General features: G+C 67.1%; 24 protein-coding genes. 9 read left to right on the top strand and 15 right to left on the bottom strand.

The annotated features are described in order from the left end of the window. Nucleotides 1–3: 3 nt before the first annotated feature. The 3 genes from ABD116_RS29175 to ABD116_RS29165 form a co-directional block, all read right to left on the bottom strand. Complete coding sequence (locus ABD116_RS29175) at nt 4–918, bottom strand: oxidoreductase (protein WP_343977275.1); 915 nt, start codon at nt 916–918, stop codon at nt 4–6. Between the two features lie 49 nt (nt 919–967). Further along, nucleotides 968–2,449, bottom strand: a complete 1,482-nt coding sequence (locus tag ABD116_RS29170) for a M4 family metallopeptidase (protein ID WP_343977272.1) — start codon at nt 2,447–2,449, stop codon at nt 968–970. A gap of 128 nt (nt 2,450–2,577) precedes the next feature. Further along, nucleotides 2,578–3,171, bottom strand: a complete 594-nt coding sequence (locus tag ABD116_RS29165) for a TetR/AcrR family transcriptional regulator (RefSeq protein WP_343977270.1) — start codon at nt 3,169–3,171, stop codon at nt 2,578–2,580. Nucleotides 3,172–3,214: 43 nt separating this feature from the next. Here ABD116_RS29165 and ABD116_RS29160 point away from each other — a divergent pair, with 43 nt between their 5' ends. From ABD116_RS29160 to ABD116_RS29150, 3 genes are all read left to right on the top strand, one after another. After that, entirely contained in the window at nt 3,215–4,678 is a 1,464-nt protein-coding gene (locus ABD116_RS29160; RefSeq protein WP_343977267.1) for a flavin-containing monooxygenase, read from the top strand. Next, nucleotides 4,675–5,466: an SDR family oxidoreductase gene (locus ABD116_RS29155; RefSeq protein WP_343977264.1), complete on the top strand. Its 792-nt coding sequence runs from the start codon at nt 4,675–4,677 to the stop codon at nt 5,464–5,466. The genes ABD116_RS29160 and ABD116_RS29155 overlap by 4 nt, the downstream gene beginning before the upstream one ends. 61 nt (nt 5,467–5,527) lie before the next feature. Further along, complete coding sequence (locus ABD116_RS29150) at nt 5,528–6,631, top strand: winged helix DNA-binding domain-containing protein (protein WP_343977261.1); 1,104 nt, start codon at nt 5,528–5,530, stop codon at nt 6,629–6,631. A 48-nt stretch (nt 6,632–6,679) separates the two neighbouring features. On the opposite strand, the gene ABD116_RS29145 is transcribed toward ABD116_RS29150, so the two are convergent. The 5 genes from ABD116_RS29145 to ABD116_RS29125 form a co-directional block, all read right to left on the bottom strand. After that, on the bottom strand, nt 6,680–6,910 hold the full coding sequence (locus tag ABD116_RS29145) for a hypothetical protein (protein WP_343977258.1): 231 nt from the start codon (nt 6,908–6,910) through the stop codon (nt 6,680–6,682). Between the two features lie 262 nt (nt 6,911–7,172). Further along, nucleotides 7,173–8,828: a type IV secretory system conjugative DNA transfer family protein gene (locus ABD116_RS29140; protein ID WP_343977255.1), complete on the bottom strand. Its 1,656-nt coding sequence runs from the start codon at nt 8,826–8,828 to the stop codon at nt 7,173–7,175. Next, nucleotides 8,825–9,871: a M48 family metalloprotease gene (locus ABD116_RS29135; RefSeq protein WP_343977252.1), complete on the bottom strand. Its 1,047-nt coding sequence runs from the start codon at nt 9,869–9,871 to the stop codon at nt 8,825–8,827. Before ABD116_RS29135 ends, ABD116_RS29140 begins: the two co-directional genes overlap by 4 nt. A gap of 95 nt (nt 9,872–9,966) precedes the next feature. Continuing rightward, nucleotides 9,967–11,019 (bottom strand): VldE C-terminal domain-containing protein, encoded by a 1,053-nt coding sequence (locus ABD116_RS29130; protein ID WP_343977249.1) that lies wholly within the window; start codon nt 11,017–11,019, stop codon nt 9,967–9,969. A gap of 114 nt (nt 11,020–11,133) precedes the next feature. After that, entirely contained in the window at nt 11,134–11,568 is a 435-nt protein-coding gene (locus ABD116_RS29125; protein WP_343977246.1) for a hypothetical protein, read from the bottom strand. 117 nt (nt 11,569–11,685) lie between these two features. On the opposite strand from ABD116_RS29125, the gene ABD116_RS29120 reads away from it, so the two are divergent. After that, nucleotides 11,686–11,946 carry a hypothetical protein gene (locus tag ABD116_RS29120; RefSeq protein WP_343977244.1) on the top strand — a complete coding sequence of 87 codons (261 nt, stop codon included), beginning with the start codon at nt 11,686–11,688 and terminating at the stop codon, nt 11,944–11,946. Nucleotides 11,947–11,958: 12 nt separating this feature from the next. Here ABD116_RS29120 and ABD116_RS29115 read toward each other — a convergent pair whose 3' ends face one another. Genes ABD116_RS29115 through ABD116_RS29095 form a run of 5 tightly spaced genes read right to left on the bottom strand, consistent with a single transcriptional unit; the run spans nt 11,959 to nt 18,826 of the window. Continuing rightward, nucleotides 11,959–13,944 carry a type IV secretion system protein gene (locus tag ABD116_RS29115; protein WP_343977241.1) on the bottom strand — a complete coding sequence of 662 codons (1,986 nt, stop codon included), beginning with the start codon at nt 13,942–13,944 and terminating at the stop codon, nt 11,959–11,961. Next, nucleotides 13,941–16,808, bottom strand: a complete 2,868-nt coding sequence (locus ABD116_RS29110) for an ATP-binding protein (RefSeq protein ID WP_343977238.1) — start codon at nt 16,806–16,808, stop codon at nt 13,941–13,943. The genes ABD116_RS29115 and ABD116_RS29110 overlap by 4 nt, the downstream gene beginning before the upstream one ends. After that, nucleotides 16,808–17,386, bottom strand: coding sequence for a hypothetical protein (locus tag ABD116_RS29105; protein WP_343977235.1), 579 nt, complete (start codon nt 17,384–17,386; stop codon nt 16,808–16,810). Before ABD116_RS29105 ends, ABD116_RS29110 begins: the two co-directional genes overlap by 1 nt. Further along, entirely contained in the window at nt 17,386–17,673 is a 288-nt protein-coding gene (locus ABD116_RS29100; RefSeq protein ID WP_164597436.1) for a hypothetical protein, read from the bottom strand. Before ABD116_RS29100 ends, ABD116_RS29105 begins: the two co-directional genes overlap by 1 nt. 49 nt (nt 17,674–17,722) lie before the next feature. Continuing rightward, the gene (locus ABD116_RS29095; protein WP_343977231.1) at nt 17,723–18,826 is read right to left on the bottom strand and encodes a conjugal transfer protein; all 1,104 of its coding nucleotides are present in this window, start codon (nt 18,824–18,826) and stop codon (nt 17,723–17,725) included. A 620-nt stretch (nt 18,827–19,446) separates the two neighbouring features. Between ABD116_RS29095 and ABD116_RS29090 the strand changes: the two genes are divergently transcribed. Further along, nucleotides 19,447–20,322: an aldo/keto reductase gene (locus ABD116_RS29090; protein ID WP_343977228.1), complete on the top strand. Its 876-nt coding sequence runs from the start codon at nt 19,447–19,449 to the stop codon at nt 20,320–20,322. 90 nt (nt 20,323–20,412) lie between these two features. After that, nucleotides 20,413–20,802, top strand: a complete 390-nt coding sequence (trxA, locus tag ABD116_RS29085) for a thioredoxin (RefSeq protein ID WP_343977225.1) — start codon at nt 20,413–20,415, stop codon at nt 20,800–20,802. 87 nt (nt 20,803–20,889) lie between these two features. On the opposite strand, the gene ABD116_RS29080 is transcribed toward trxA, so the two are convergent. Continuing rightward, nucleotides 20,890–21,492 (bottom strand): TetR/AcrR family transcriptional regulator, encoded by a 603-nt coding sequence (locus ABD116_RS29080; protein WP_343977222.1) that lies wholly within the window; start codon nt 21,490–21,492, stop codon nt 20,890–20,892. A gap of 47 nt (nt 21,493–21,539) precedes the next feature. Here ABD116_RS29080 and ABD116_RS29075 point away from each other — a divergent pair, with 47 nt between their 5' ends. Both ABD116_RS29075 and ABD116_RS29070 read left to right on the top strand, forming a co-directional pair. After that, nucleotides 21,540–22,382, top strand: a complete 843-nt coding sequence (locus ABD116_RS29075; RefSeq protein ID WP_343977219.1) for an SDR family NAD(P)-dependent oxidoreductase — start codon at nt 21,540–21,542, stop codon at nt 22,380–22,382. A gap of 240 nt (nt 22,383–22,622) precedes the next feature. Next, complete coding sequence (locus ABD116_RS29070) at nt 22,623–22,949, top strand: hypothetical protein (protein ID WP_343977216.1); 327 nt, start codon at nt 22,623–22,625, stop codon at nt 22,947–22,949. Between the two features lie 438 nt (nt 22,950–23,387). On the opposite strand, the gene ABD116_RS29065 is transcribed toward ABD116_RS29070, so the two are convergent. After that, the gene (locus tag ABD116_RS29065; RefSeq protein WP_343977213.1) at nt 23,388–24,656 is read right to left on the bottom strand and encodes an NAD(P)/FAD-dependent oxidoreductase; all 1,269 of its coding nucleotides are present in this window, start codon (nt 24,654–24,656) and stop codon (nt 23,388–23,390) included. Between the two features lie 90 nt (nt 24,657–24,746). On the opposite strand from ABD116_RS29065, the gene ABD116_RS29060 reads away from it, so the two are divergent. Continuing rightward, entirely contained in the window at nt 24,747–26,300 is a 1,554-nt protein-coding gene (locus ABD116_RS29060; protein ID WP_343977211.1) for a helix-turn-helix domain-containing protein, read from the top strand. Nucleotides 26,301–26,372: the final 72 nt, after the last annotated feature.

The following is a 26,372-nucleotide window of genomic DNA, read 5'->3' as shown; positions in this document are numbered from 1 at the left end:
GCGTCAGAACGCGTCGACTCCGGTGGCCTCGACCGACCAGGCCCAGAGTTGCTGGGCGAGTTGCGGGTCCTGGGCGGCCTTGCTGGGGTGCACCAGCTTGGGCTTGCCGCGGAACTCGAAGAAGGACGGGCCGTAGTACGACCCGGACGGTACGGGCGCCGTCGCGGCGTACAGGCTCGGCCAGGCGCCCGCGGCCGCGGACTGGGCGACGAGGCTGGTGCCGATCGCGAGGAGCCTTGCCTCCAGGTTGGCGCCGCCTAGTTGGGGGCCGGATGACTGCAGATGGGTGCGGGCGTAGCCGGGGTGGGAGCCGACGCTGACGAGGTTCGAGCCTGCGGCGCGGGCGCGGCGATCGAGCTCGCTCATGAAGAGCAGGTTGGCGAGCTTGGACCTGCCGTACGCGTCCCACTTGGCGTAGCCGTTCTCGGCGCGAAGGTCGGCCTGGCGGACCGTGTTGACGGTCTTGTGCATGAACGAGCTGACCGTGACGACCCTTGGATTCTTCGCCTTGTGGAGCAGCGGCAGCAGGCGGGCGGTGAGGGCGAAGTGGCCGAGATGGTTGGTGCCCAGCTGCAGCTCGAAGCCGTCGGCGGTCTGCCGGAAGGGCGGTGCCATCACGCCGGCGTTGTTGATCAAGAGGTCGAGGCTGTCTTGCGACGCGCTGAGGCTCTTGGCGGCGTCCTCGACACTGGCCAGATCGGCGAGGTCGAGCGCGAGGATGTCCGGCTCTTCGCCGGTGGCGGCCTTCAGCTTCGCGGCGGCCTGCTCGGACTTCTCCGGATTGCGGGCGGCGATCGTCACCTCGGCGCCGTGCTTCAGGAGCTCGAGGGCGGTCTCGTAGCCGAGCCCGCTGTTCGCGCCGGTGACGAGGGCGCGGCGGCCGGTCAGGTCAGGGATGTCCGAAGTGCTCCAGCTCATGCGCCCACAGTAGTCGTGGGCGCATGAGCCTCGGCTCGTACTGGTCGTACTAGAGGATCTTGCGCGCCTTGAAGGCGGTGGTCACCTGGGCGGCGGCCGCCTTGCCGTAGAGCAGGCGTGCGGACTGCACGGTCACCCGGGCAGCGTCGGCGAACGAGGTGTCGGGCGCGTAGAAGAACGTGCCCTGCAGGATCACCTTGTTGGCCTTGTTCCGGCCGAGTGCCTTCTGGATGTCCCAGAGCGCGTTCGACCAGATCTCGCCGTCGTCGTGCACCTCACCGTCGATGTCGTCGGTGGTCTTGCCGGTGTCGGTACGGCGCAGGCAGTGCTTCGGGCCATCCGTGTACGACGTCGCGTCCCAGTCCATCACGCACGGGATGTCGTAGCCCTTGCTGACCGGGATGGACTGCTGCACGGCCCAGTAGTCGCCGAAGCCCTCGCCGATCGCTCCCGCCTGCTCCGACTCGCCGAAGCCCGGGACGACGTCGTCCTGGATCGCGTGACCGTACTCGTGCCAGATCACCTCGGCGTCCTCGGCGTCGTCGACGCCACCCTCGCCCATCGTGATGACGTCGGTCGACGGGTCGTAGAAGGAGTTGTCGCCCTCGAAGGTGTTGATCGAGAAGTCCTGCGACTCGCTGTTCACGTCGCTGAAGCCGAGCGAGTGGATGTACTCCTGGGTCTGGTTGACCTGGTAGTACGCCATCACCTGCTCGAACTTGTCGTTGGCGCGCTGGTACACGAAGTGGTTGTTCTTGTTGACCGCCACCCCGCCCTTGGCCTCGGCGATGTTGACGTAGCTGCCGTTCAGCTTGCCCGAGCCGTCCAGGTTGCGCAGGATGACGTTCTTCTGCGCCAGGAACAAGGCGTTCTGGTTCTTGTCGTCCTGGTCGGTCAGGTCCTCGTTCTTCAGCGTGACGACCGGGTTCGGGTCGAAGACCGAGCCGGTGCCGTCGATGTTGTCGCTGATCACCTTCGACTCCACGACCGTACCGGTCTTGGCGTCGACCAGTGAGCGGCTGACGCCCTCGGTCGAGCGCGAGGTGACGTTCCAGACCAGCTTGGCGTTCGGTCCACCGAGCACGGCCAGCTGGGCCGCACCGGTGGCCGCGGCCGGTACCGGGGTGGCGTCCTTGCCGCCGGTGGTCCGGCTCCGCGCGGCGCGTGCGGTGACGGCGGTGTTGGCGCTCTTCGTCGCGGTGGCCGGGGCGACCTTCGCGCTGACGTCGAGGTTCGCCGGTACGGCGTCGCGGCCGTCGGTGATCTGCACCTTGCCCGACTTGTCGACGTGCTGCGCGTAGTACCCGCCGACGACCGGCAGGCCCTTGAAGGTCTGCTGGTACCAGTAGTGCTTGCCGAGCAACGAGGTCTTCGTCTTGATCAGCTTCAGGTTGCCCGGCACCGCGCTGGCGGCCGACGCGCTCGCCGGCGCTGCCCCCGCCGCGCTGGTGAACGACATCCCGAGTGCCAGCACCACTCCAGTGGTGGTGATGGCTGCGATCGCCTTCCGGCGACGCGACTGCTCACTCATACTCATTCCCTCCCAAGGTGGGCGAACGACCGTGGTGAAACGACTACGATCCGTCGCGACCCTAGTTCGCCCGGCACCGTCAGGGGAAGCAAAACTTTGCGTGATCCCGGCTCGGCAAGGGAAAACATCTAGCGGTTGCCTCCTGCCAGCAACCGGATGACTGCCGGCAGGACATCGATGCCGACGTCTGGGTCGATGGCTCGCTGGACGCCCAGGCCGACGCCGAGGCTGAGCAACGCCGTGGCGCAGTCCTCAGCGGGCATGGGGAGAGTGATGTCGAACTCCTCGGCGTGCGTCGTGAGCAGCTCGGTGACCGCGGCCCGGATCTGAGCGTTGCGCAGGGCAAGCTCCCGGCGGACCACGTCGTCCTGCCGGGCCCGGGTCGCGAACTCGACCTCGAAGACCGTCCAGGCCACGTCGCCGATCGTCTCGTCGGCCCAGCGCTGGAACCCGTTGAGCATGGCTTCCAGGGTGGCGGCGCCGTCCAGCGCCCGGGCCATCTTGTGCGCCTGGTCGAGGCGGATCGCGTCGACGACCGCCAGACAGAGCTCGTCCTTGTTGCGGAAGTTGGAGTAGACCGCGCCCTTGGAGAAGCCGGCCTCGTCGGCGACCTTCTCCAGGCTGGTCGCCGCGTACCCGTCCCGCAGGAACAGCTCGATGGCGGTCGCGACGAGCGTCTCGCGGGTGCGCGCCTGGCTCTCCGCGCGGGTCAGTCTCGGCATCTTCACCTTCCATTAGTATTCAGATACTACTAGTATTTGAAACATGGCTGACCACGAAGTACTCATCGTAGGAGCGGGCGCCTCCGGCATCGGAGCGGCGATCCGCCTTCGTCAGGCCGGGATCACCTCCTTCGCCGTACTGGAGAAAGCCACCGCCCTGGGTGGCACCTGGCGTGACAACACCTACCCCGGCTGCGCCTGCGACGTACCGTCGGCGCTCTACTCCTATTCGTTCGCGCCGAACCCGTCCTGGACCCGCGCCTTCGCCGGCCAGGCCGAGATCCAGGCGTATCTGGAGTCGACGGCCGCGCGGTACGGCGTGGTTCCGCATCTTCGTTTCGGTGTCGAGATGCTTCGCGCGTCCTGGTCGGATGCTGATCAGCATTGGGAGGTGTCGACGTCCTCGGGTCCGGTGACGGCACGTGCGTTGATCACTGGGACCGGGCCTTGGCATGAGCCGTTGATGCCGTCGGTACCCCTTGATTTCGACGGGCCTTTGTTTCACTCCTCCCGGTGGGATCACTCCGTCGATCTGCGCGGCAAGCGGGTCGCTGTGATCGGTACCGGAGCGTCCGCGGTGCAGTTCGTGCCGGCCATCCAGCCCTTGGTGTCGTCGCTGCAGCTGTATCAGCGGACGGCGCAGTGGGTGTTGCCGAAGCCCGATCACTACGTGCCCTCGGCCGAGCGGTGGCTGATGCGGCGGGTGCCTGCTGCTCAGCGTCTGCTGCGTGCTGTGGAGTATGGCGGCATGGAGGCGTTGGGGGTCGGCTTCCGGCATCCGGCGGTGATGCGGCAGATCCAACGGGTGGGTGCTTGGCACTTGCGCCGGTCGGTGCGTGATCCGTTGCTGCGGGCCGCGTTGACGCCGTCGTACACGCTGGGGTGTAAGCGGATTCTGATGTCCAACGACTACTACCCGGCGGTTGCTTCTTCCAACGTTTCTGTCCACCCATCTGGTGTCGCCTCTGTGTCTGGCTCCTCGGTGGTCGGGGTGGATGGGTCCGTGACCGATGTCGATGTCGTTGTGCTGGGCACCGGGTTCAAGATCCTCGATCTGCCGCTGGCCTCGCGCGTTTTCGATGCCGATGGCAAGAGTCTCGACGATCACTGGCAGGGGTCGCCGTCGGCGTACCTCGGTACGACGGTGAGTGGGTTCCCGAATCTGTTCAACCTGCTCGGGCCGAGTCTGGGGACCGGGCATACCTCGGCGTTCATGATCTTGGAGGCGCAACTCGAGCACACTGTTGCCGCCTTGACCTCTTTGCGCGATCGGGGGTGGTCGAGCATCTCTGTCCGGCCGTCGGTGCAGGCTGCCTTCAACTCGGCCGTGCAGTCCGCGCTGCCGTCGACGGTTTATGAGACCGGTGGCTGCGCGAGTTACTACCACGACGCGAATGGGCGGAACAGCTTCAACTGGCCGTGGTCGTCGCGGCGGCTGCGGGCTGAGGTCGGGCGGTTCTCGCCTGGTGACTATGCGATCCGTTCGGGTGTGGAGGTGGCGTCGTGAAGATCGATATCGCCCGGTCGGTGGTGGTGGTCACGGGTGGGGCGCGTGGGATCGGGGCGGCGACGGCGTCGGCCTTCTCGGCGCTGGGGGCCTCGGTCTATGTGGGTGATCTGGACGGTCCGCGGGTTCTGGATGTGACTTCGCGGTCGTCGTACGCGGGCTTCGTCGACGCGGTTGTCGGGGAGGCGGGGCGGATCGACGTACTGGTCAACAACGCGGGCGTGATGCCGCTCGGGCCGTTCCTCGACGAGCCGGACGAGATCAGCCGGGCGACGCTCGACGTCAACGTATGGGGGCTGATCCACGGGATGCGGCTGGTGGTGCCGGGGATGGTTGCCCGGGGCCACGGGCATGTGGTCAACATCGCTTCGATGGCGGGCAAGATTCCGTTCCCGGGGATGGCGGTTTACAACGCGTCGAAATTTGCTGCAGTGGGGCTCTCGGCAGCGGTGCGGCGGGAGTTGCATGGGACGGGGGTGAGCGTTATTGCTGTGTTGCCGAGCGCAGTACGGACGTCCTTGTCCTCCGGAGTGCGGTTGGGTGGGATCTTGCCGACGGTGGATCCGGAGGACGTCGCGGCGGCTGTCGTGCGGACCTGTCGCACTCGTCGCGCCGAGACGCCGGTACCGGGCTTCCTGACCGGATGGGGGCTGCTGGACGGATTGGTGCCTGCGCCGCTGATGGCCTGGTGCATGCGCCTACTTGGTGACGACCGGGGGCTGGCTGTGGATCCCGCGGCGCGGGCGGCGTACGCGGCCCGGATCGAGGCGTTCAGCCGCCGCGAGTAGCGGACTCGCCACGGCCTCTTCTGCTCCTAGTGTTGACCTCCCGCAAAGGAGAGGATCTGCCATGACCAAGCTGAGCCTGCGAGCCCAGAACCGGGCCACCCTGGACCGCCAATGGCTGATCTCCCGCCGGTCCGCCACTGCACTCGAAGCGATCGAGCACCTGGTCGGCATGCAGGCCCAGGCTCCCCAAGCCCCCTACGTCGGCCTCTGGACCCGCCTGGTCGACTTCGACCCGATGGAACTGGCCAACCTCCTCGAGACCCGCCAGGCCGTCCGCGGCTCCCTCATGCGAGCCACCATCCACCTGATGTCCAGCCGCGACTTCCTGGCCATCCGCGGCCTCATCCAGCCCCGCCTGGAACGCGAGGTCTACTCCAACACCACCTACGGCGGCAAACGCCTGGAAGGCCTGGACATGCAGTCCGTCCTAGCCGCCGGCACCGCCCGCCTCTCCGAGGCCCCAGCCACCGCCGCCGAACTCCGCGACCACCTGGCCCCCCTCTACCCAGACCGCGACGCCCCGTCCCTCGCCCACGCCGTCCGCTGCCTACTCCCCACCATCCAAATCCCACCCCGAGGCGTCTGGGGCAAATCCGGCAACCCCACCATGTCCACCGCCGACCTCTGGCTAGGCACCCCCATCACCCAAACCCCCGACGTAGACGCCCTAGTCCTCCGCTACCTAGCCGCCTACGGCCCCGCCACAGTCGCCGACGCCCAAACCTGGTCCGGCCTGACCCACCTGGCGGAAGTCTTCGACCGCCTAGACCTCCGCACCTACACAGACCCGGAAACCACCCGCCCCCTCTACGACCTCCCCGACCAGGCCCTCCCCGACGAGCAAACCGAAGTCCCCACCCGCTTCCTCCCCGAATACGACAACCTCCTCCTCTCCCACGCCAACCGCACCCGCTTCCACCCCACCCCCGCTCCCCCCACCCGCCCCCTCCTAGAAACCCTCAGCAAAGGCTCCATCCTCCACAATGGCTACCTAACCGCCCTCTGGCGCCGCCCCAAACAATCCAAGAAAACCGAGATCCTAGAAATAGAACCCCTCACCAAACTCACCCCATCCACCCGCACCGCCATAGAAACCGAAGCCCAAACCCTCCTAACCTTCACCTCCCCCACAGCCACCACAACCGACATCCGCTTCCTCCCCTAACGCACGAACAGCCCGACCCCAAGGGGTCGAGCTGCACGTGGCCAGCGCCTACGAGCGCCGAATCTGCAAAAGCAGAGCCGACACCGCAGCCACAAGCGGCAAAAGCCCCGGAGAGAACACCGCAACGGCGGCAACCACGATGAGGACGACCTGAACGGTCTGCCGAAGCAAACCAGTAAAGCTCGCAATCAACGAGGTCAGCGCAACCAAGTTGGTGTTCCAACGCTCAACTCTCTTGACGAAAGCAGTGCGCGTACGGCGAGTGTTTGCGGCAACCATAGGATCCGACTCCTGTGAACAGGTGAAAGATCGCCAAAGGTTGCGCGAACAACCACTCGGCGAATCGATCACGAATGAACGAAAGCACCGAGTAGTACTTTTGTCTGTAGCCCCAGGTTAACAAGCCTACGGAGTCACTGCCAGTCACTCGCCAGCTCTGGAGTCAGGTAAGATTGCAACGGTCGGCGGAGGTGCGCGAACACCGTTGAAGCTGATGAGACCGCGGCGCATTTTGGATCCGACTCCGTGCGCCGCGGTCTGCTTATGCTCTGAGGTTGACGAGAACCGGACCGACCCGAGCTCCGTTCGAGCGTGCCAGCGAAATCAGTGCGTGGCCGGCCGGGACACCCGTGATGATGTCTGACACGGTCCATCGCGCACGCTCAACCCTACGGATGCTGTAACCAGATGTCTGGCTGTTGCTGCGGCCGTCCGGCATCCCGCGCTGGTTGTACTGCGTTCCGGACTGGGCACTGCGACTGATGGTCGTCTCGTTGACGTACTGGTCGCCGAACCACTTCGAGAACACGTCGGCGTCCTGCGGGTCGATGCCGCCGAACACCGCCTTGCATCCGGTCGAACCGAAGACCGTCGCACGAACCTCGATCGGGAAGTCCGACATCGTCTGTGAGAGCAGGACGAGGCCCGCATTGTTCGACCTCAGCTTCTGGACCCCCCTCGCCACGTAGTCGTCGACGAACCGTCCGGCCTCGTCGATCACCAACGCCTTGAAGATCGAGCGATCGGTCTCAGAGGATGAGGTGATCTGAACGAACTGCGACACCACCAAACGCGCCAGGATCCGCGAGGCATCCGGATACTCCGCCTCAGGCAGTGAAACTCGGACTCTCACAGGCCTGTTGAGGTCGCGCATCTGGAACGTCGGGCCGGGGTGATCCAGCAGCCTCCGAAGCGCGGGGCGGTCGAGCAACGCAAATCGTTCCACCAGGCTCGCGGCGGGGTCGGCGGTTCGGAGGGTCTGGTTCTTCCGGGTATCGAGAAGCGCTTTCATCTCCTTCGCTCCCGGACCCTTGAGGCGTTCCTTCACGCGGTCGATCGAAGACTGCTCTGCACGGAGTAGACCAAGCAACTCGGGAACCGTGGGCCAACGCTCGTACGCCGCTTCGAACGGCGCCAAACACGCGTACAGAGCGTTCTTCGAAGCGTCGATGAAGTAGGCCTTGTCGTCGCTCACGGCAGGCGGGAGCAGAGCCGACGCAAGCCGGTCTGCCGCAACATCCGCCGTTCGCGAACCGCCGAAAAGGCTGAACCCGCACGTCGGGTTCAAAGGATCGATAGTGACGTCGAACCAGCCGTCGTAGGCGAAGTCCGTTCCCTTCGGGTCGACAACGACCATGCTCGCCTTGCCGGTGAGCGCCGCCAACGAGAGGTGCTCGACGATCGGCGTCGCGATACCGCGGGTCTTGCCCGAACCTGGAGGCCCGATCACCAGGAGGGAGGTCCTCAGCACATCGAGGTCAATGCCGAAGTCCCCGGTGATCTCGAAGTCCCCTCGGTGGTCCGGTACGACCTCGCCAAGTCGGACCTGGCCCGCCAAGAGGTTGTGGCGCGCGAACCGCCGGCCAGGAAGATCTCGCTGTTGCGATGGGTGGACCAAGGCAGCACTGCGATCACGCTCGATCGTCTGTGCCAGTCGTTCGAGCTCGGGCGGGTTAGCTACTTGACCACGGATCGCATTGATCAGGCGCGCGCGGTCGACGTCGTTGAAGTCGGCGCTCGCCGCAAGCTCGTCCAATTGCTCGGCAAGGCGGGGGTGCGTAACTCGAATCGACTCCCACGGGGGCGCGGCGGGTCCCGCCGGGGCCTGCTTCGGAGCATCAGCGGGGCGAGAAACCGACTCGGCGATCGCTGCCAGTTTCTTCTTCAGGTTGTCGAACTGCTCGCGGCGTTTGGTCATGGTCGACTGTTCTGGATGTAGCGCTCGAGTGCTCTGATGCGGTCTGCAACGGACGGGTGCCTCGAGTAAACAGCGCCTCTCCAACCGGCTGCTCGTCTTGCGACGTCTTCTCCCTGTGCCTGCAGCTCGTACAGGAAAGCGACGGTGTCACGTGCGTACCCGAGATCTGCTGCGACCTGGTCCGCCATCAGTTCGGACTTCCTGGTGAACCAGGCGAGTGGAATCGGAACCAGGAACGGCAGAACCGCATAGAAGGCCCAGCCCCAACTGCGATGGAAGATCCATGAATCGAGGGCCAGGCCGACAGCGCTGAGGAACAGAAAGGCGGCCACCAGACACCCGACGACCGGGTTGCTGCCGGAGATCGCCCGCACCAGCCCTGCTACCGACCGGCCAGGCAATGCGTACCAGAAGACCACCAGCGCCGTCCACGTGTTCCCGCCTCGATGATGACCAAGCTCGTGAGCCAGGACGGCCTGGAGCTGGCGCGGCGGTAGGGAGTTGAGAGCCCAGCGGGTCACCGCGATCGACTTCCCAGCCATGGCATAGCCATTGATGTCGTCCGACTCCTCGATCCACAGCTTGTAGTACTGGGGGTCGACGTGGACCTGCGAGCAGACCGCACGCCAGGCCACATCCAACTTCTGTTGTTCGAGCATCGTCGGCTGGCGAAGCCGGAAGAGATACCTGGCCAGATAGTCCTCGGTGTGGGGCCAGAAGATCACCAGTCCGGACAGGATCCAGATCACCACCGGGATCACGGTGGCGAAGCCGTCGAAGAACATCGCCGACAACGATGAGACGACTCCGAGACTCCAGATCACCCACGGAATACCGAGCAGCAGTTGAGCCGCCGCCGGAACCGTGATCCTTGGCCCATGAGGGGTGATGGGAGTCGACGAGACGGGATCACTGAAGGAGAAGGACCCGGGTGCATAGTCGGGCGCATCCGGCGCACCACCTTGAGGTCCCCCGGCCGGCGGTTGCCACTCGTCAGGTGAGAACCCACCCGGCTTGTCACCGTTGCCGTTAGAGCCGCTCATGGGATGCCTTCGATCCGCCGGACGGCTGCACAGTTGAGGATCCCTTCACTGAGTACGTTTCCATGTTCGTCGACCCGCCTGAGGGTTGCCAGTCGTCAGTACATCGACACATGCACGTGGTCGTAGTGACCACCAGTCGCATCCGTCGGATTGTAGACGCCGCCGCCGTTGTACGGCCGCCACTGGCCAGTTCTCGCGCTCCAGATCTTCCCGTACCAGATGACGTAACGAACTCCCGTGGTCGCCGCCGTCTGGAGAGTCCAGTTCGCTATCTGGTCGCCTTTGGCCTTGGCCGGCGGCGACTTGCGGGAATCGGCGCCGACCATCACGTCGCACGCCTTGCCCTTGGGATGGTCACTGGTCGGATTCCATACGTGGGCGTCCCAGCATGAGATGCTTGGATTCGGCAGCGCCGCCCTGGCCTTGGCCACCCAGGCTGCAGTTCTGGGTGTCACCATCCCGCCGGTGCCGGTCGGGTCTGGAACCGACTGCTCCTCTGGCGGCCAGACTCCACCGATGGGGCGCCCGCTGACGAGCCCACCACCGCACTGAGCCGCAGCATCCGCCGCCGATGGGACCGCGCGAACCGGAAGCGGGCCGGGGCGCCCGCGTCCTGCGTAAGGATCGCCGGCCCTGTTCAGATCGATACCGGCCTCTTCGGCGATGTCACGAGCGGTGTCCTCGTGACGGGCATAGGCGTCCGGAAACGCCGAGACCTGGACTGCCTGGGCCGCAACCGTGTACGGCATCGCATCCCATCCATTGATGTCCACCAGTCCTGGTGGGCTCGGCGGCTGAGAACCACCGAAGAAGGCCTGAGCAGCGTAAACAGGATCCATGATCTGTTCCACTGTCCCCCAGCCCGCGGCCGGCCGCTGCTGGAAAAGGCCAACGGAGTCCCGATCGCCGTAGGAGAGGTTCTGCAGCTGCGACTCTTGCAGGGCCGTCATCAGAGCAACCAGAGTGGCCTGTCCTGGAAGTCCTCGCGACACAGCTACGCCATCGATGATCTTCGCGTACGCGATCTGAGTGATCCGCAGCGGTCCATCCGGCATCGGATCACGAGCGCCTCCGGCGACTCCGGGGGGACAGGCAGCGTTGATCTGATCCCCTCTCGCCCCGAAAGGCGCCAGCATCACGACGACCATCAGAATCAACAGACCGCCGGCTGCCGCGACCTTGGTCGCGACTCCGCTCGAACTACCGAGTCCAGCGGCACCAGCCAGATCTCTTGCGCTATACATCGCGCTCACCAAGGGCGCTCATGGCCCGGTACCACCGTCCACGGCGCTGACCAGCCAGCGACCCGCGTCCGGAGTCATCGTCAGGAGAAGCGGAATCTCGAACTGCGAAGCGTCCTTGCCCGTGGTCGCAACCGTGACCGTGACTAGTCTGGTGATCCGGGTCGGGGTGTCGACCGGCGCGGTGTCCGGGTGTGGCGGACCAAGGGCGATGGATACGACCTTCGAGGTCCCATTCGAGGCTTTGAGCGCGTCATAAGTCGCGTCGCCCGTGCTCGAAAAGCTCGATTCCAGCTCCGACGTCGTGAACTCAGCCGCTCGACCCACCAACTGCCCATAAGTCTCGGTTGCTGGCGTACGCGTATAGAACAGCGCGGCCCATTTCTTCGCCGTGTCGTCCGCCGAAGTGGTCTCCAGCGCGCCGGGTCGCTGCGTCTGGATCGGTGGCGTGGTCATGGATTGCGTAGCGCCAGGGCTGCCACTGGACAGCGAACTGCCGGGATTCTGTGGTGCCTCCGTACCGGACCCACCAGGCGTCAGCACACCGATCGGTCCCTGTTCCTCCGAGCCACGGTGGAGCAGCCGAGGCAAACCGCCGCCGATGCCGAGGACCAAGACCGCAAGCAGCAGGATGACGACGATCACCCCAACTGGACTCGCGGGTTCGCTCGTTCGCCGATCGCGCAGTGTCGCACGTTGCCTGGCAAGATCTTCACGTCGGCGATCCCGCCGCGAACGACGGCCACCATCGCCGTCGGGAGAGCCTCCGCTGATCCACGGATCGTCGTCTTCAGGCCGATCCTGCCGGCTTCCCTCCCTACGCCCTGGCCCTGAGCCCACCTTGGATCACCGTCCGCCCGGGGAGCGATGGCTGGTCGGCCCACTGCTCCGCGCAGCCGAGTACTCCCGGTAATGCCGCTGGGAAGCCGCAACCCGGCGAACCTCCCTCGGCGCCTTCGGCGGGCCTTCCCGAAGACTTGCGGAATGGATGAGCCTTCTGGGCTCGTACCGTCCCTGACGCAACTGTGCGGCAGTCGACGACGCCTTCGCGTGCCGACCTGAACTGCGTTCGGTCGAGTTCTTGCTCGAATTCACAGTGACCGGCTTGGGCGCCTCGACGGTGCCACCTTGGAAGATGTCTCTGGACACCCGCTTCGTCGAGGGCTTCGGCCCGCCGGGCGCGGGAAGGCCGCCGGGCCGACTGGTCCCGTCGCGACGATCGCCAGGCTTCTTGGTACCAGGGCTGCTGATACCAGGCCTGTTCGGATCTCCCGGCCTGCCAACCCTCCGCTCCGAGGACGTGTCGGCCTGTCCCTCGGACTGCTGCCCACGACTCGATCCCGGGGCCGGCATCTTCCGGTAAACACGAGTCGTATCGGTGCGGCCGTCCGCTTCTTGCCCTCCTCCGCGCTGCGTCGTCGGACGACTTCTCTCGCCGTCCGCAGTAGCAGGCGCAGCGCCGCGGCTCCGGATAGCCGTGACTACGCGCCGTACCGCCTGTACCGCTCCCCGGCGGGCAAAAGAACCCATCATCATGCTGCCTACGCCGGGCCGCATCATTGTTGTCATCGACTCGAGCAAGCGCCGTAGCCGGAACGCAGCGATCAGCACCACCAAGGCCAACCCGGTAACAGGCAACCAGCCAAGACTCTGGCTCAGGCTGAAGACAGCCGTGAGCAGTGACAAAGCGACTCCGAATACCAGCATCGCCGCCACGGATTGCAGAACCAGTCCGAGTAACGCCTCCAGCCAGTTCATCCCCCACTGCCGAGACCTACCGGGAATGATGAAAAGGCAGGCGAAAACAACGCCGACGACAAGCATTATCAGACAGCCCACGAAGGCCATCAACGCGGTCGCGGCAAGCCCGATGTTGAGAAAGGCGAACAGCGTCGCGGCGACTGCCGCAATCAGCAGGACACCGATCCGCCCGAAAGGATTCTCACCCTTGGCCCACTTCACGGTCGGAGTGTCGCCACCGCCCTCGGCTTTCGCGATGTCGTTCTTCACGTAGTCCATACGCTTGTCTTTGTCGACCCCGACATCAAGCATCGCTTTGCCGTAGCGTCCGCACGCCTCCATCGATCCGAACTCCGCGATACACCACGGCGTGACGGCGAAACCTCGCCAGGCCGCGTCGCCGGATTTCCTCAGCATGGTGTCGCGAGGCGATCCTGGGAATGCAGGCTCCGGCATCTCGAAAGGTGTCTTCAGGGTCCCCCCGACTACCTGCCCAGATGCCCCCATGACAGTCTCAGCTCCGACCTGCCGAGCACCGTCCACGCCCTTCAGCCAGGTCGCCGGGCCGGCTGCCAAGCTGATCGCCAACAGGCCGGCCGCGAACACCCACACGAGCTGCCCGAGCGCGGAACCGCTCGACTTACGCTGAACGTAAGCCGCGACCGCCCCCAGGGCGAGCGCGGAGGGGAGCAACCAGCCGGACAACTGCGTGCTGACATCGCCGATGGCGCTCGACGTCGAATCCATCAGAGCGCGAACGTCGGTGAACGAGAACAGCCACCAACCGATCGCGATCGCCGCACGGGTGGCCGCGACGACATACAGCATCAGCAACTCGGCGAACGAGTTGAACACCGGCCGAAACGGATCGCTGAAGCTTCCCTCGAATTCGAGGCTGTAGGCCATCGGGTTGTACTGCTCGAACAGCGTCCGGGTATCCCCGTGGGTCAGATCGGGTGCCGGCAACAGGTCGCCGAAGCCTGTCGGCGTGGTCTGTTGCTGCGGATCTGCCGCCAGGGCGAGTTGAGCCGTGATGATCAGGGAGAACGTCAGGACGGTCAGCGCCGTTCTGATCCGGCGCGACCACTTCATGCGACGTGCTCCTTCTTGCCTGAACCATTGCTCGGGGACTTGTCCGGGTCGGGCTCGTTGGCGGGGTACATCGCTTCGTTGTAGGCGGCTTCGTCGGCTTCTTGGTCGTAGACCTCGTCGGGGCCGATTGGTTCTTCGTAGCGGGGTGGGTGGTGGTGGTCCACGCCGTTGGGGGCTGTGCCGTTCGACGGGGCGGGGGCGTCGGCGGGGGCGTGGTGGTTCGAGGTTTCTACTACTGGAACCGATGGGAGAGGGGTGTCCTGGACCGGTTCCTGGGTGTGGGCTTCTGCTTGGGAGGCGGCGGCCGCGGCTGGTTGGAGGGCGGCGTCGGCGCGGTCTTCGTCGTCTTCGGCGAAGGGGTCCGGGTCCTCGTAGGGCGGGAGGATCGGCTGGGTGGGTTCGAGGTCGTGCTCGGACTCCGGGGTGGTGCGGAGGAGTTCGGCTACGCGCTGGCTGGGGATGTCGATCTGGACGGTGGCGACCTCGTCCCAGCGGTCCCGCATGATGCAGTGGCCGTGGCGGATGGACTTGCCGTTGGCGGCGGTGTTGATGCCTCGGACGAGGGTTTGGTACGGCGCGGTCTGCGGCCGGCCCAGCAGTTCGAGGAGCGAGTCGACCTGTTCGCGGGAGCGGAGGCTGAAGGCGAACAGGGTGGTGATCTGCTCGACCAGGCCGGGGAGCTTCAGGATCGACGCCGGGTCCTGGGTGTCCAGCACGAGCGAGGCGCCGAGAGCACGGCCGACTCGGGCGATGTAGTCGAGGAACGATGCGCCGTCAGGCGTCTTGGTCAGCAGGTGGACCTCGGGGACGATGACGACCTTCGAGCGGCCGCGGAACTCGCGACGGCCGGTGGTACGGACCATCCAGGCGAGGCAGCCGCGGAGGCAGGCCATGCCGACGCGTTCGATCGGCGACCATGACTCGGGCGCCGACTCCGGCGAGGGCAGGGTGAGGCCGGGCATCTGTACGACCCAGAGGCCCGGGTTCGTCGTCAGTGAGGACAGGCCCGACGGCGGTCCGGCGACGACCGAGCCGAGGCCCGTCTCGACCAGGTCGCGCAGGGCGAAGCCGACGGTCCGGGTGGTCTCCGACTCGGCCGCGCACAGTCGCTGGATGACGCCCCACGAGGACGGATCGGGCGACTGGATCTCCGCCCGAGTCGCCGCCATGACCGGCGCTTCGGCTGCACCCCGCAGATGCGGCGGCAGCAGCAACATGAGCTGCGACGGCGCCTGCAGCAAAGCGTCGTCCACAGGCAGCACGCGCAGCAGGTCAGCAGCACCGGAGAACTGTGCGGTGATCTCGATGACAGCAGTCGGTACGCCGTACTCCGCGGCGACCGCCGACACCCCAGCAGCATCACCCTTCAAATCCAGCAGCGGAACCCAGGCCCCTGCGAAGGCAGAATCCAACCCGCCCAGCATCGCGGCAGTCGTCTTCCCTCGACCCGACCGCCCGAGGAACAGCGTCGTCGTCGCGTCACCCAACGCCGACCCAGCGGCCGCGTCGAAACGCACCAACCCAGGCGTGGACCCGGTCAGATACCCGATCGCCGGACCGGTCGCGTCACCGATCGACGCCCCGCCCCAGAACCACGAGCCGAAGAACGCCGTCGACTCGCGCACGTGCCCCAGATCGGGCACCCGGAGCTGGTCGCCTGGCAGCGATTCCAGCCACAGGTCCCGCTGCTCGTCCGCACCGGCGGCCACCGTGATGCCGCGGTCCGCGTAGTGCGCGATCACCGCGTCGACATACGCGTCGAGGTCCTCGCGAGTGTCCGCGCTGACCAGCAGTCGCGGGTGGTCCTCGACCAGCGTCAGGCCACTGCGGTTGATGTCCCGCTTGACCTCACGCATGATCCGCTCGGTCTCGACGATCTCGTCGGCCGTCTCCTCGGCGGTGCCCTTCGCGGCCGACCGGCGCTGCTCCTTGGCCGACTTGCGGGTCTCGTCGACGAGGTGCCGCGCGGTCTTCTTGGTCAGTACCCGGAACCGGACCGAGGCCTCGACGGTGACGTCGATCTCGTCGCCGTCGTCGTCGATCGCCTTGATCTCGGACAGCGTCCGCAGCCACTCCCCCGCGCCCGGGGTCTCGAGCTCCTCGGGGAAGTCGGTCATCGCCAGCACACTCGTGTACGCCGCGATCTGGCCGCGGGAGTCGTAGATGCGCAGGTGATCGGTGTAGGGCACGACCCGGCCGGACGTCAGCCGGGCCAGCGAGGCGCCGGTGATCAGGCCGCGACGCGGTGCGGCCACCGCGCCACGGTGCATCTCGCGGCTGATCAGCCAGGAGATCACCTCGGCCGGAGCCGTGTGCGCGCGCCAGACGGTCGAGCCGAGCTGACGGGCGAGCTTGTGGACGCGCTCGTCCAGGTGCGCGAGCTCGCGCGCGCTCACCCGCCACGAGGTCGTGCCGAGGGCGTCGCTGATCGAGCCGCGGACCTGCGCGGTCGCCCGCGGGTCGCGGTCGCTGAGGTGCACGCCGAGCGCGACGTACCGCTCCGGCATCCGCATCTCGTCGATCCGGTCGGCGCGGGTCTGCGCCCAGCCCTCGTGGTCGCCGATCCGGTAGTGGCCGGCCACGCTGTCGATGTAGTCCAGACCGGTCGAGCGGCCCCAGACCACCTTCAGGTGGCTGAGCCGGTCGCCGAGGATGGTCGCGGCGGCGCTGACCGCGGCGTCGAGCGCGGCGTCCTGCTCGCCCTCGGTGGCCAGGTCCGTGTTCGCGACCGAGATCAGGAACCACGCCTCGGCGCTGCGCTCGGTCACCAGCAGACCGTCGGCGATGGCGACCAGGCGAGGCGGCGGCAGGCCGCGCTCACGGCCGACACCGACCAGGTTCAGGAGCTTGTCCGCGATCTTCATCAGTGCCCCTTGTTCTTCGATCGGCTGAGCCCGGACGACGTCCTGCGACTGACCCTCTGCACGTGGTCAGCTCCGAGCAGGCGGGCTCGTTGGTTCACGGTGATCTCCGCGCCGGCCCGGACCTGTGGGTCGAGCTCCACCACGTCCTCGCGTTCCCATTCCGGCGTCAGTCTGGCCTTCGCCAGGTTGGCCACCTTCTGGGTCGCGACGCGCTCACGCCATGGCAGGTACTCCGTCTTGTCGGCGGCCCGGGCGCCGAGTCCGATCACCGGGCGATGGGCGCGCAACGCGTAGCGGACGGCGAGCGCCCACTCGGTCACGCGGCGGCGGCGTTCGTGGTGTTTGCCCGCCCGCCAGCCGAAGGCGGTGATCACGAACGGTGGAACGATGTACAGGCTGACGGTGGCCTTCTGGGGCACCCCGATGAACGGGACGAGCAGGGCGATCCAGACGATGATGATGACCGCGCCGAAGATGATCATCCGCCGGCGGGCGCCTTCTCCCAGATCGATTCCGAGCAGGTCGTACTGCCGGGTCTCGATCTCGAAGTGGTGGGTCAGGGTGCGGCCGACACGCATCAATTACCTCCGGCCAGCAATCCCCAGAAGCCCTTGAGCACGTTGATGGTCTGGTTGTTGGCGTAGATCAGCCCACCGACCAGCACGCCGGCCGCGATGTGACCGAACAGCTCGCCCCACTCGCGCTTGAAGTAGTGGCCGATCGCGCGCAGCACGAGGATCGCGATGAAGATGTTCCCCGCGATGACCAGGACCCAGTCCTTGAAATCCGCCCCGGTGGGGACGTTGCTGTCGGCCATCGGCGCGGTCAGCTCCACCACGCTCGCGACGAGTTGGTGCGTCATCATTGCGGTATCTCCCTTGGTGCTCTGGTCATCCGACGGCAGTCTGCTGTGGTCATCCGACGGCAGCCACTTGCCATCGCTGTGCCCCGTCCGCGGCGACAGTACGCCGAAGAGTGAGCGTGTAGGTCTGCTTGAGGGTCGCGTCCCCGGCCCCGTCCCAGGTAACGGCGGCCGTGGCCCGGCGCTCGTTGTCGTCTCCGGTGTAAACCTGCCACGATTCCAGGTCGTCCAGCTTGACGACCCCGTTCAGGCTGTGGATGGCGGCACCGGGCGCCGCCACCGCCTCGACCTTCTCGTCGGATTCGGCGTAGGCGCTGAAGAACGCCTCGGCGTCCTTCGAGGTGGCCGCGGTCAGGTCGTCGTCCGGCTGACCGGTCCCCGGCATGTTGTCGGGCAACGCTGCCCGCTCGTCGGCGACGAAGGTGGGCGGGCCGCTGGCGACGACCCGCGATGCCGTCCGCGCCACCGGCACGGAGACCCTTTGCCACGTGTAAGGGCCGGGCACGAACGTACGGCCCGACTTGGTGAACGCCCGGACCTGCACCCGGACGTCGACGACCGCCGTGACGCCGGACGGGTCGACCTTGACCTCACCCGGGTATGCCTTGTCGGCGGTCTGCTTGCCCTGACCGTTCCAGCCCGCCCGGGCGTCCAGCTTGTCGGCCAGGTCGAGGGCGATCGAGGCCGGCCGCGCGTCGGGGTTGGTCTCGTCCCAGTTCAGGTACGAGACCGCGTACCGGGTCGCGACCGCTCTGGCCTCGTCGGCCGGGAATCCGGATTGAGTGGTCTGGCCGCCGGTCGTGGTCGAGGTGTTCGGGCGGATCCAGGACCGCACGCCGCTGATCGCAGCGAGCAGCAGGACGGCCACCACCAGGCCGCGGAAGAACCGCCGCGCCCAGGTGGAGAAGGAGGACTCGGGCTCGGTCGCCCATGGAGTCTGGCTGGGCTCCAGGATCGGCTCGCGGACCGGGCCGGGCGCCGCGTGGGCGCCGTGCGGTGACCGCTGCCGGAGCCGCTCGGGCTGCCTGGTCCCGCCCTCCGGTGGCTGCCCGGTACTACGGGCTGCCGCCGACGACTGACCAGGAGGCGCACCCGGAGGCGCCTGGCCGGCCGGGGGCTGGGCGCCCGGCTGCTGCGGGCGACGCGGAGGGGCCATCACACCACCGGAGTTCGGCGGTTGGGGTTGGCTGTACTGCGCTGCCACCCCCTGCGCCTGGCGAGGCGTGGGTGACACCGGTCCATCGGGGTGGGACCACCACTCCGGTGCGGTGTTCTGCGGGCGTTGTCTGCCCGACCTCTTCGTGCGCCGTTGGTCCGCCCAATGCTCACCTTTTGGCGGCAGATTCAGCAACGTTCGCCACCAACTCATCGCTACCCGCCCCTCAGACAGCAGTTACGCGGACAGTAGCCGGGAGGATACGGCAAGCAACTGTCCACCGGGAGACCTGAGACCAGGATCCGGAAGCTCCATCGCTCCCCGCAGCCATACTGTTACCCGCTTCTGCGCTCGATGCACATCCACGGGTGAAGCGTGACACCTTCGGTACCGTCGCCATAACTCCTCTCTCATGCCCGACCCGATCGATCAGGCAGCGCAAACCATGCCACACGGAACCGACGTTCGAATATCCGTGCGAACAACCATGGTAAGCAGAACGATCCAACTGATCACAGATAGTAACCGATCACCCGGTGCGCCCTGTGGAAAACTCTCCCGTGGCGCGGGGTCAAAGTACTAGTGTTTGACGCATCCGAGGACCTTTGAGAGGACATGCGATGGAGACTCGTCGACTAGGGCGGCTGGAGCACCAGAGCTCGGTACTGATCTATGGCGCGGCATCACTGGGTGGGGTCGACCAAGATCGGGCCGACGCGTCGATCCAGGAGGCCCTTGACGCCGGGATCAACCATTTCGACGTGGCCGCTGACTACGGTGAGGCCGAGCTGCGGCTCGGGCCGCGGATGGCGGAGATCCGGGACCGGATCTTCCTGGCCACCAAGACCGGACGGCGCACGTACGACGAGGCCTGGGCGGAGATCAACCGGTCGCTCGAGCGGTTGCAGACCGATCACGTCGACCTGATCCAGATGCACGCCGTCTGCGATCTGGAGAACCTCGACCTGGTCACCGGCAAGGGTGGTTCGCTCGAGGCCGCGATCCGGGCCAAGGAAGAGGGCATGGTGTCGGCGATCGGCATCACCGGGCACACCGCCGAGGCACCGAGTGTTCATCTGGAGGGCCTGCGCCGGTTCGATTTCGACAGCGTGCTGACGCCGCTCAACTACAAGTTGTCCACCGATCCGAAGTACGCCGATGACTACGCTGCGCTGGTCGAGGCGGTCAGGGCCAGCGACGCCGCGCTGATGACGATCAAGATGATCGCCCGGCGGAACTGGCAGGACGGCGAGGAGAAGGCGTACGACACCTGGTACCGGCCGTTCGACGAGCAACGGTATGTGACGGCCGCCACAGCCTGGCTGCTGAACGGGCATCCGGAGATCACCGGCCTGGCGACGGCCGGCGAGACCCGGCTGCTGCGCCAGATGGTCCAGGCCGAGAAAGAGCGGGCCGAGCTCAGCCCGGACGACGCGGCTGCCATCCTGGACGAGGTGCAGGACTATCAGTCGCCGTTCGTCGACATGCCCATCTGATCCCCTGCGCGGCACCGCGCGCGGCCCCGGGAACACTCGCGGGGTCCACGCTGTTATGCATGACGAATTCGTCTAACTTCGGAGGTCGTAGTGGCAACGGTCGAGCTGTCCCAGGAGAACTTCGACAAGGTCGTCGGTTCCGACGGGCTCGTCCTGGTGGATTTCTGGGCGGAGTGGTGTGGTCCGTGCAAGATGTTCGGGCCGGTGTTCGAGAAGTCGTCCGAGAGGCATGAGGACATCACCTTCGGCAAGGTGGACACCGAGGCGCAGGTCGAGCTGGCCCAGGCGTTCCAGATCCAGTCCATCCCGACCCTGATGGCCGTTCGCGACGGCGTGGTCCTGTACTCGCAGCCGGGTGCCCTGCCGGCGCCGGCGCTGGAGGACCTGATCACCCAGCTCCGCGCGGTCGACATGGAAGAGGTTCGCGCCCAGATCGCGGCGCACGAGGCCGAGCACGGCACCGAGCCGCACACGCACTGAGTCAAACGCTCTATATATAAGGAAGCGGTCCAGACCCGTACTTCGGGTCCGGACCGCTTCTCTTTGCCCGTACTACGTACGCGGTGCTCAGGTCAGTGGGTAGGCGCGGTCGAGGGCGTCGAGGCCGGCACCGACGTTGGCGCGGATGGCGTCTTCGATGGTGGTGATGGGGTCGGCGGCTACCAGGCCGGTGACGAGTAGCTGGTGACGGAACGCGAGCAGGCCGACGAGCATGGCTGACCAGGCTGGTGAGTTGGTCACCGTGGCCAGCGGCGTAGCCCAGGAGTTGATGATGACCAGGCGGCGGGCCCTGAGGGTCGGGGAGTCGTTCTCGCAGCTGTGGAAGGCGCGGAGGCCTTCGTAGATGGTCTGGTCGACGACGGGCCAGGGGCAGTTGAGGTCGAGCATCGGGCCTTCGAGGAGCAGGGGGCGGACGGCGTTGGTCCAGGACTCGTCGGGGTGGTCGCGGAGGGCGGTCAGCAGGTTCTCGAGGGCTTGCGGCTCGGCGTCGAAGAACAGGTCTTCCTTGCTGCCGAAGTAGTTGAAGATCGTCTTCACCGAGACGTCGGCGGCGGCGGCGATCTCGCTCAGCGTGACTTGCTCGAAGCCGCGCTGCTCGAACAGGCGGGTGGCGGTGTCCGACATCGCTTGGCGAGCGGCCGCCTTCTTGCGCTCACGCAGATTGTTCATCGATTAAAACTTTACAACCATGCGATCTTTTGGGCAAGGTGGACGGCATGGATGCGAAGGATGGACGGAGTTGGCTGGTCACCGGGACGAGCAGCGGGCTCGGCCGGGCACTGGTCGAGGTGCTGGCCGCGCGAGGTGAGCGGGTGATGGCTACTGCTCGGGAAGTTGGCCGGATTGCTGAGCTGGAGGAGTTGGCGCCGGGGCGGGTGCGGGTGGCGCGGCTCGATGTGACGGATGGGGCGAGTGTTCGGGCGGCGGTGGCTGCGGCCGAGGAGGCGTTCGGCGGGATCGGCGTACTGGTGAACAACGCGGGGTCTGCCTTGCTCGGGGCGTTCGAGGAGCACGGGGACGAGGAGTTGCGGGCTGCGTTCGAGACGAATCTGTTCGGGGCGTTGGCGGTCACCCGGGCGGTGCTGCCGGGGATGCGGGCGCGGCGGTCGGGGCATCTGGTGCAGATGTCGTCGGTGGTGGGCGTGACGTCGGGTGCGGGCGGTTCGGCGTACGCGGGGCCGAAGGCTGCCTTGGAGGCGATGTCGGAGGCGCTGGCGGCGGAGGTTGCTGCGCTGGGGATCCGGGTGACGATCGTCGAGCCGGGGCCGTTCCGGACGGACTTCGGTGGGCGGTCGTTGAGTTGGGGGCAGCCGCTGCAGGACTACGCGGCGCTGATCGGGCCGGCTCGGGCTGCCTTCGAGGCGTCGCATGGGACGCAGAGTGGTGATCCGTTGCGCGCGGCCGAGGCGATCATCGAGGCCGTTGAGCGGGACGATTCGCCTTTGCGGTTGCCGCTGGGGGCTGAGGCGTACCAGTGGATCCGGGGTTATTTGAGCAGACGGCTCGACGAGCTTGAGATGGCTGAGCCGATCGGTGCGGACACGGCCCTGCGGAATTAGATAGAGCGTGGCTCCCTTGGGAGCCACGCTCTCTTCTGGCTCGGGCGTCATTGGCCGGGCCAGGCGGTGCAACGGTCCTCCCGCCCGAGGACCGCTGGTGCGCTGGCCGGAAGGTCCATTGCTGCTTCCGGGGCCTGCGCTGGTGGTGCGGCCGGCTCCCGCGCGGCATCGCGGGAGCCGGGTCTTGCGTTCACGGTCCCGTCAGGCGCTCGGGTGCTGGACCGCTACCGGGTTCCGGAGGTGAGGCTCCGCGGAATCCGGGTACTGCGCCGCGGTCTCCCAGCAGGGTGGGAGTCGCGGGTGGTGCTGCCGGTGTCCGCAGAGCAGGCGCCGTACGGATACCGGGTGGTGCCGGCGGATCTGCCGGTTGCTGCGGGAGATCCGCCGTGGTGCTGGCAGGTCCGCTGGGTTCTGAACGGGTCTGCCGGTGCGACTGGCCGGCCGTTGGATGCGGCCGCCGGTGGTGCTGACGACTTCCCGACAGGGGCCGGGACGTCGCCGGTACTGCTGGCCCGGGCCTGTGGTCCCGGGATGGTGCCGCCGGATCGCGGTGAGCAGTCCGGATAGAGCTGCCGGGTCCTGGAGCGATCCGGGTGATGCGCCGGGTCTTGGTGAAGGACCCGGGTGGTGCACCGGGCCTTGAGCGACCCGGGTGGTGCGCCGGGTCTTGGTGAGGGGCCCGGGGTGGTGCGCCCGGATCTGTGGTTCCGGGGTGGTGCTGCCGGGGCTGTGGGGTCACAGGCCCGGGTGGTGCTGCCGGGGACCGCGGAGCCGCGGGCCCGGGGTGGTGCTGCCGGAGCCCCGGGAGATAGCGGGGCCGGCCGGTGGTCTCCTGCAGGGTGGAGGCCGTCTGGTCCCGTCGCGGAAGAGGCGGCTGGGGTACGGCTCGGCCGCGACGGGAGTTCGTGGGTGGTCGGTGGGGAGGGAGCCCGGCTGCAGCTGGGCTCTTGAGTCTGGTCGGCTGGTATCTCCACGCAGCCGGCCGAGGATCTGCTGGCCGGTGGGTCAGCGGAGGGGGTTGAAGGGGGCCAGTTCGACCGGGGTGCGGCCGGTGGTGATGGTTTCGGCGAGGAGCTGGCCGGTGATCGGGCCGAGGGTGATGCCCCACATGCCGTGGCCGCCGGCGGCGAAGACGCGCGGGGACGAGGTCGCACCGATCAGGGGCAGGCCGTCCGGGGTGCAGGGGCGTGGTCCCACCCACTCGAAGGTGCGAGCGTCCAGGTCCGCGTCCCGCAGCAGCGGCCGGGCCGCTTCCACGATGGCGTCGATCCGGCGCGGGTCGAGCTTCGCGTCGGGCTTGCGGAACTCCATCATCCCGGCCACCCGGAGCCGGTCGCCCAGCGGCGTACAGGCGATCCGTTGCGCCGGGAAGTACACAGGTCCGGCCGGCACGTGCGCGATCGGGACGCTGAAGCTGTAGCCGCGTCCGGCCTGCACGACGGTCCGTACGCCGAACTGCCGCGCCAGATCGCCGAGCCAGGCGCCGGTCGCCATCACGACCGCGTCGTACGGCGTGCTCTCACCGTCCGCCGTGACGATCCGGACCCCGCGGATCTCGTCCACGATGTCCTTCACCGTCACGCCCGTGACGATGGTGCCGCCGCGGGCGCGGACCGAGTCGGCGAGCATGTTCACGTACTCGCCCGGGTTGATGAAGCGCTGGCCGTGCAGCCGGATCGCCGCGCCGATCTCGTCGGACAGCGACGGCTCGATCTCGCGGGCGTCGTCACCGGTGATGGCCTCGAACTCGATGCCCTGGCCGGCCGCGTGGATGTGCTCGATCTCCTCGAGCAGCACCGAGCGCTCGGCCTCGGTCCGGTACGCCGCCAGGAACGACTTGGCCTCGTACGTCTCGGCCTCGACCCCCGCCTTGGCGAGCGCGTCGAACCCGTTCAGCGCCTGCCGGTTGATCGGCACCAGCGCCTCCATCGCGGTCTTCCAGCGTCCGGCGGTGCTGTTGCGAGCGAAGCGGGTCAGGAACGAAATGAGCCGCGGGCTCGCCGTCGGCGGTACATAGACCGGCGAGGAGGGGCTCAGCACCGCACGGACGCCGTACTTGAGAACGGCCGGCTCCGGCAGCGGAGTCGCCAGGCCGGGGGTCAGCCAGCCCGCGTTGCCCCAGGAGGCACCCGCGGCGACGCCTTCGCGATCCAGCACGGTGACCTCGATGCCGGCCTCCTGGAGGAACCAGGCGGTGGCGAGACCGACCATGCCGGCGCCGACGACGGCGACCCGGTCCGGGACGATGTGAGTGCCTTGCACGGAAGCGACCATGTATCGATGGTGCGGCCGCCCGGAACCGCTGTCATGGTGCGATCGCACCACAGCTGGCACTGATGACAGTGGCAAGAGCACAATAACTTCATGATCACCGTCCCTGACCTGGTCGTCGCCGTCGGACCGGCCCTCTTCGAGATCGTCGTCGCCGGGCAGGGCGACGGTGAGGTGCGCGATGTTTTCCTCGCCGATCCGCAGGAGGCTTCGACCGGTCAGCCGGGCGACCTCGTCCTTGGCTTCGGCCTGGGCAGTCCGGAGGAGGCGGTAGAGCTAGTAGAGCGCTGTGCAGTCGGCAACGCCTCGGGGATCATCCTGCGGACGACACTGGCCCAGGACCCGGCCGTGATGGCTCATGCGGACAAGCGGCGACTCACCCTGGTCGCGCTGCAGCCGTCAGTCACCTGGGCCCACGTGGTGTGGCTACTGCGAGGTGTGATCGACAGGGCAGCCGCACCGGACTCCCCCACTGCCGGAGACGCCGGGGTGCACCAGGAGCTCTTCGCACTGGCCGATGCCGCTGCAGCCATCGTCGACGCGCCGGTGACCATCGAGGACAACCAGTCCCGGGTACTGGCGTACTCGAGCCTCCATGACGTCTCTGACACGGACCCGACCCGGGTGTCGACGATTGTCGGCCGCCGCGTACCTGCTGAGGTCATTGCGCACTTCCGGGCCCGAGGGATCTTCCGGCGGCTGGCCCGGTCGAGTGAGCCGTTCCTGGTGCCGGATGGGCCGAACGGCATTCGGCCGCGGCTAGTAGTACCCGTCAGGGCCGGTGGTGAGTGGTTGGGGTCTATCTGGGCCGTGGTGGATGGGCCGGTGAGCGCAGAGGTGACTACTGAGCTCAGCAACGCGGCGTCGGTGCTCGCGCTGCACATGCTGCGGCTCAGGGCTCAGGCGGACGTCGCCAGGCGCAGTGCGATCGACAGGCTGCGCACTGTCTTGCGGCAGTTCTCCCCTGACACTCCGCTGGACGTACGGCTGCCGCCTGCGCCGTGGCGGGTGGTAGCGCTGGGTTCGCCGGCCGCGTACGACGTACCGCAAGAGCTGGACCTCTGGGAGTCGACTGGTCGCCGCCATGGCTGGAGTGAGCCGCAGCTGGCCGACCTGGATGGGACCGTCCTGGCAGTCGTCTCGGATGGCGACGGACCTGGATCGTGGCGCTGGTTGCGCAAGCTGGTCATCGACCTGGCCAAAGACTTCCCCGGTACTACGGCCGCGGCCGGCGGGCGTGCCCGTGGCGCGGCGGACCTGCCGAGCTCTCGCGCCGAGGCGGTCGAGCTGCTGGGACTGGTACGGCGTGAGCTTGCGCCCGGCCCGGCATTGCGGGTCGAGCAGGCCTGGCACGTCCTCACTGTTCACCGAGCGGTCACCTCGCTCGACACGACGAAGCTGGATGGGCCGCTCGCGACTTTGTTACGGCATGACATCGAGCACGACACCGCGTTCGTCGACACCCTGCAGGCGTGGCTGAACTATCCCGGGCAGCCGCAGCAGGCGGCGCGAGAGCTGCATCTGCACACGAACACGCTGCGGCACCGGATGAAAAGGATCGGGGAGATCGCCCGGCTCGACCTGTCCAGCCCGCGCGAGCGGCTGGCTCTTCAGTTGCAGATCGCGGCCGTGCGGACCGAGCACTGAGACGTAGGTCACCGGGCTAAGTAACAAGGCTTCATATTCCGGCAACGGATGGGCAACATGCGGCTGGCAATC

Source organism: Kribbella koreensis (genome assembly GCF_039525325.1).
Lineage (GTDB): Bacteria > Actinomycetota > Actinomycetes > Propionibacteriales > Kribbellaceae > Kribbella > Kribbella koreensis.
The sequence above is the reverse complement of the archived record's forward strand: the minus strand, read 5'-3'. Positions and strand labels throughout refer to the sequence as shown.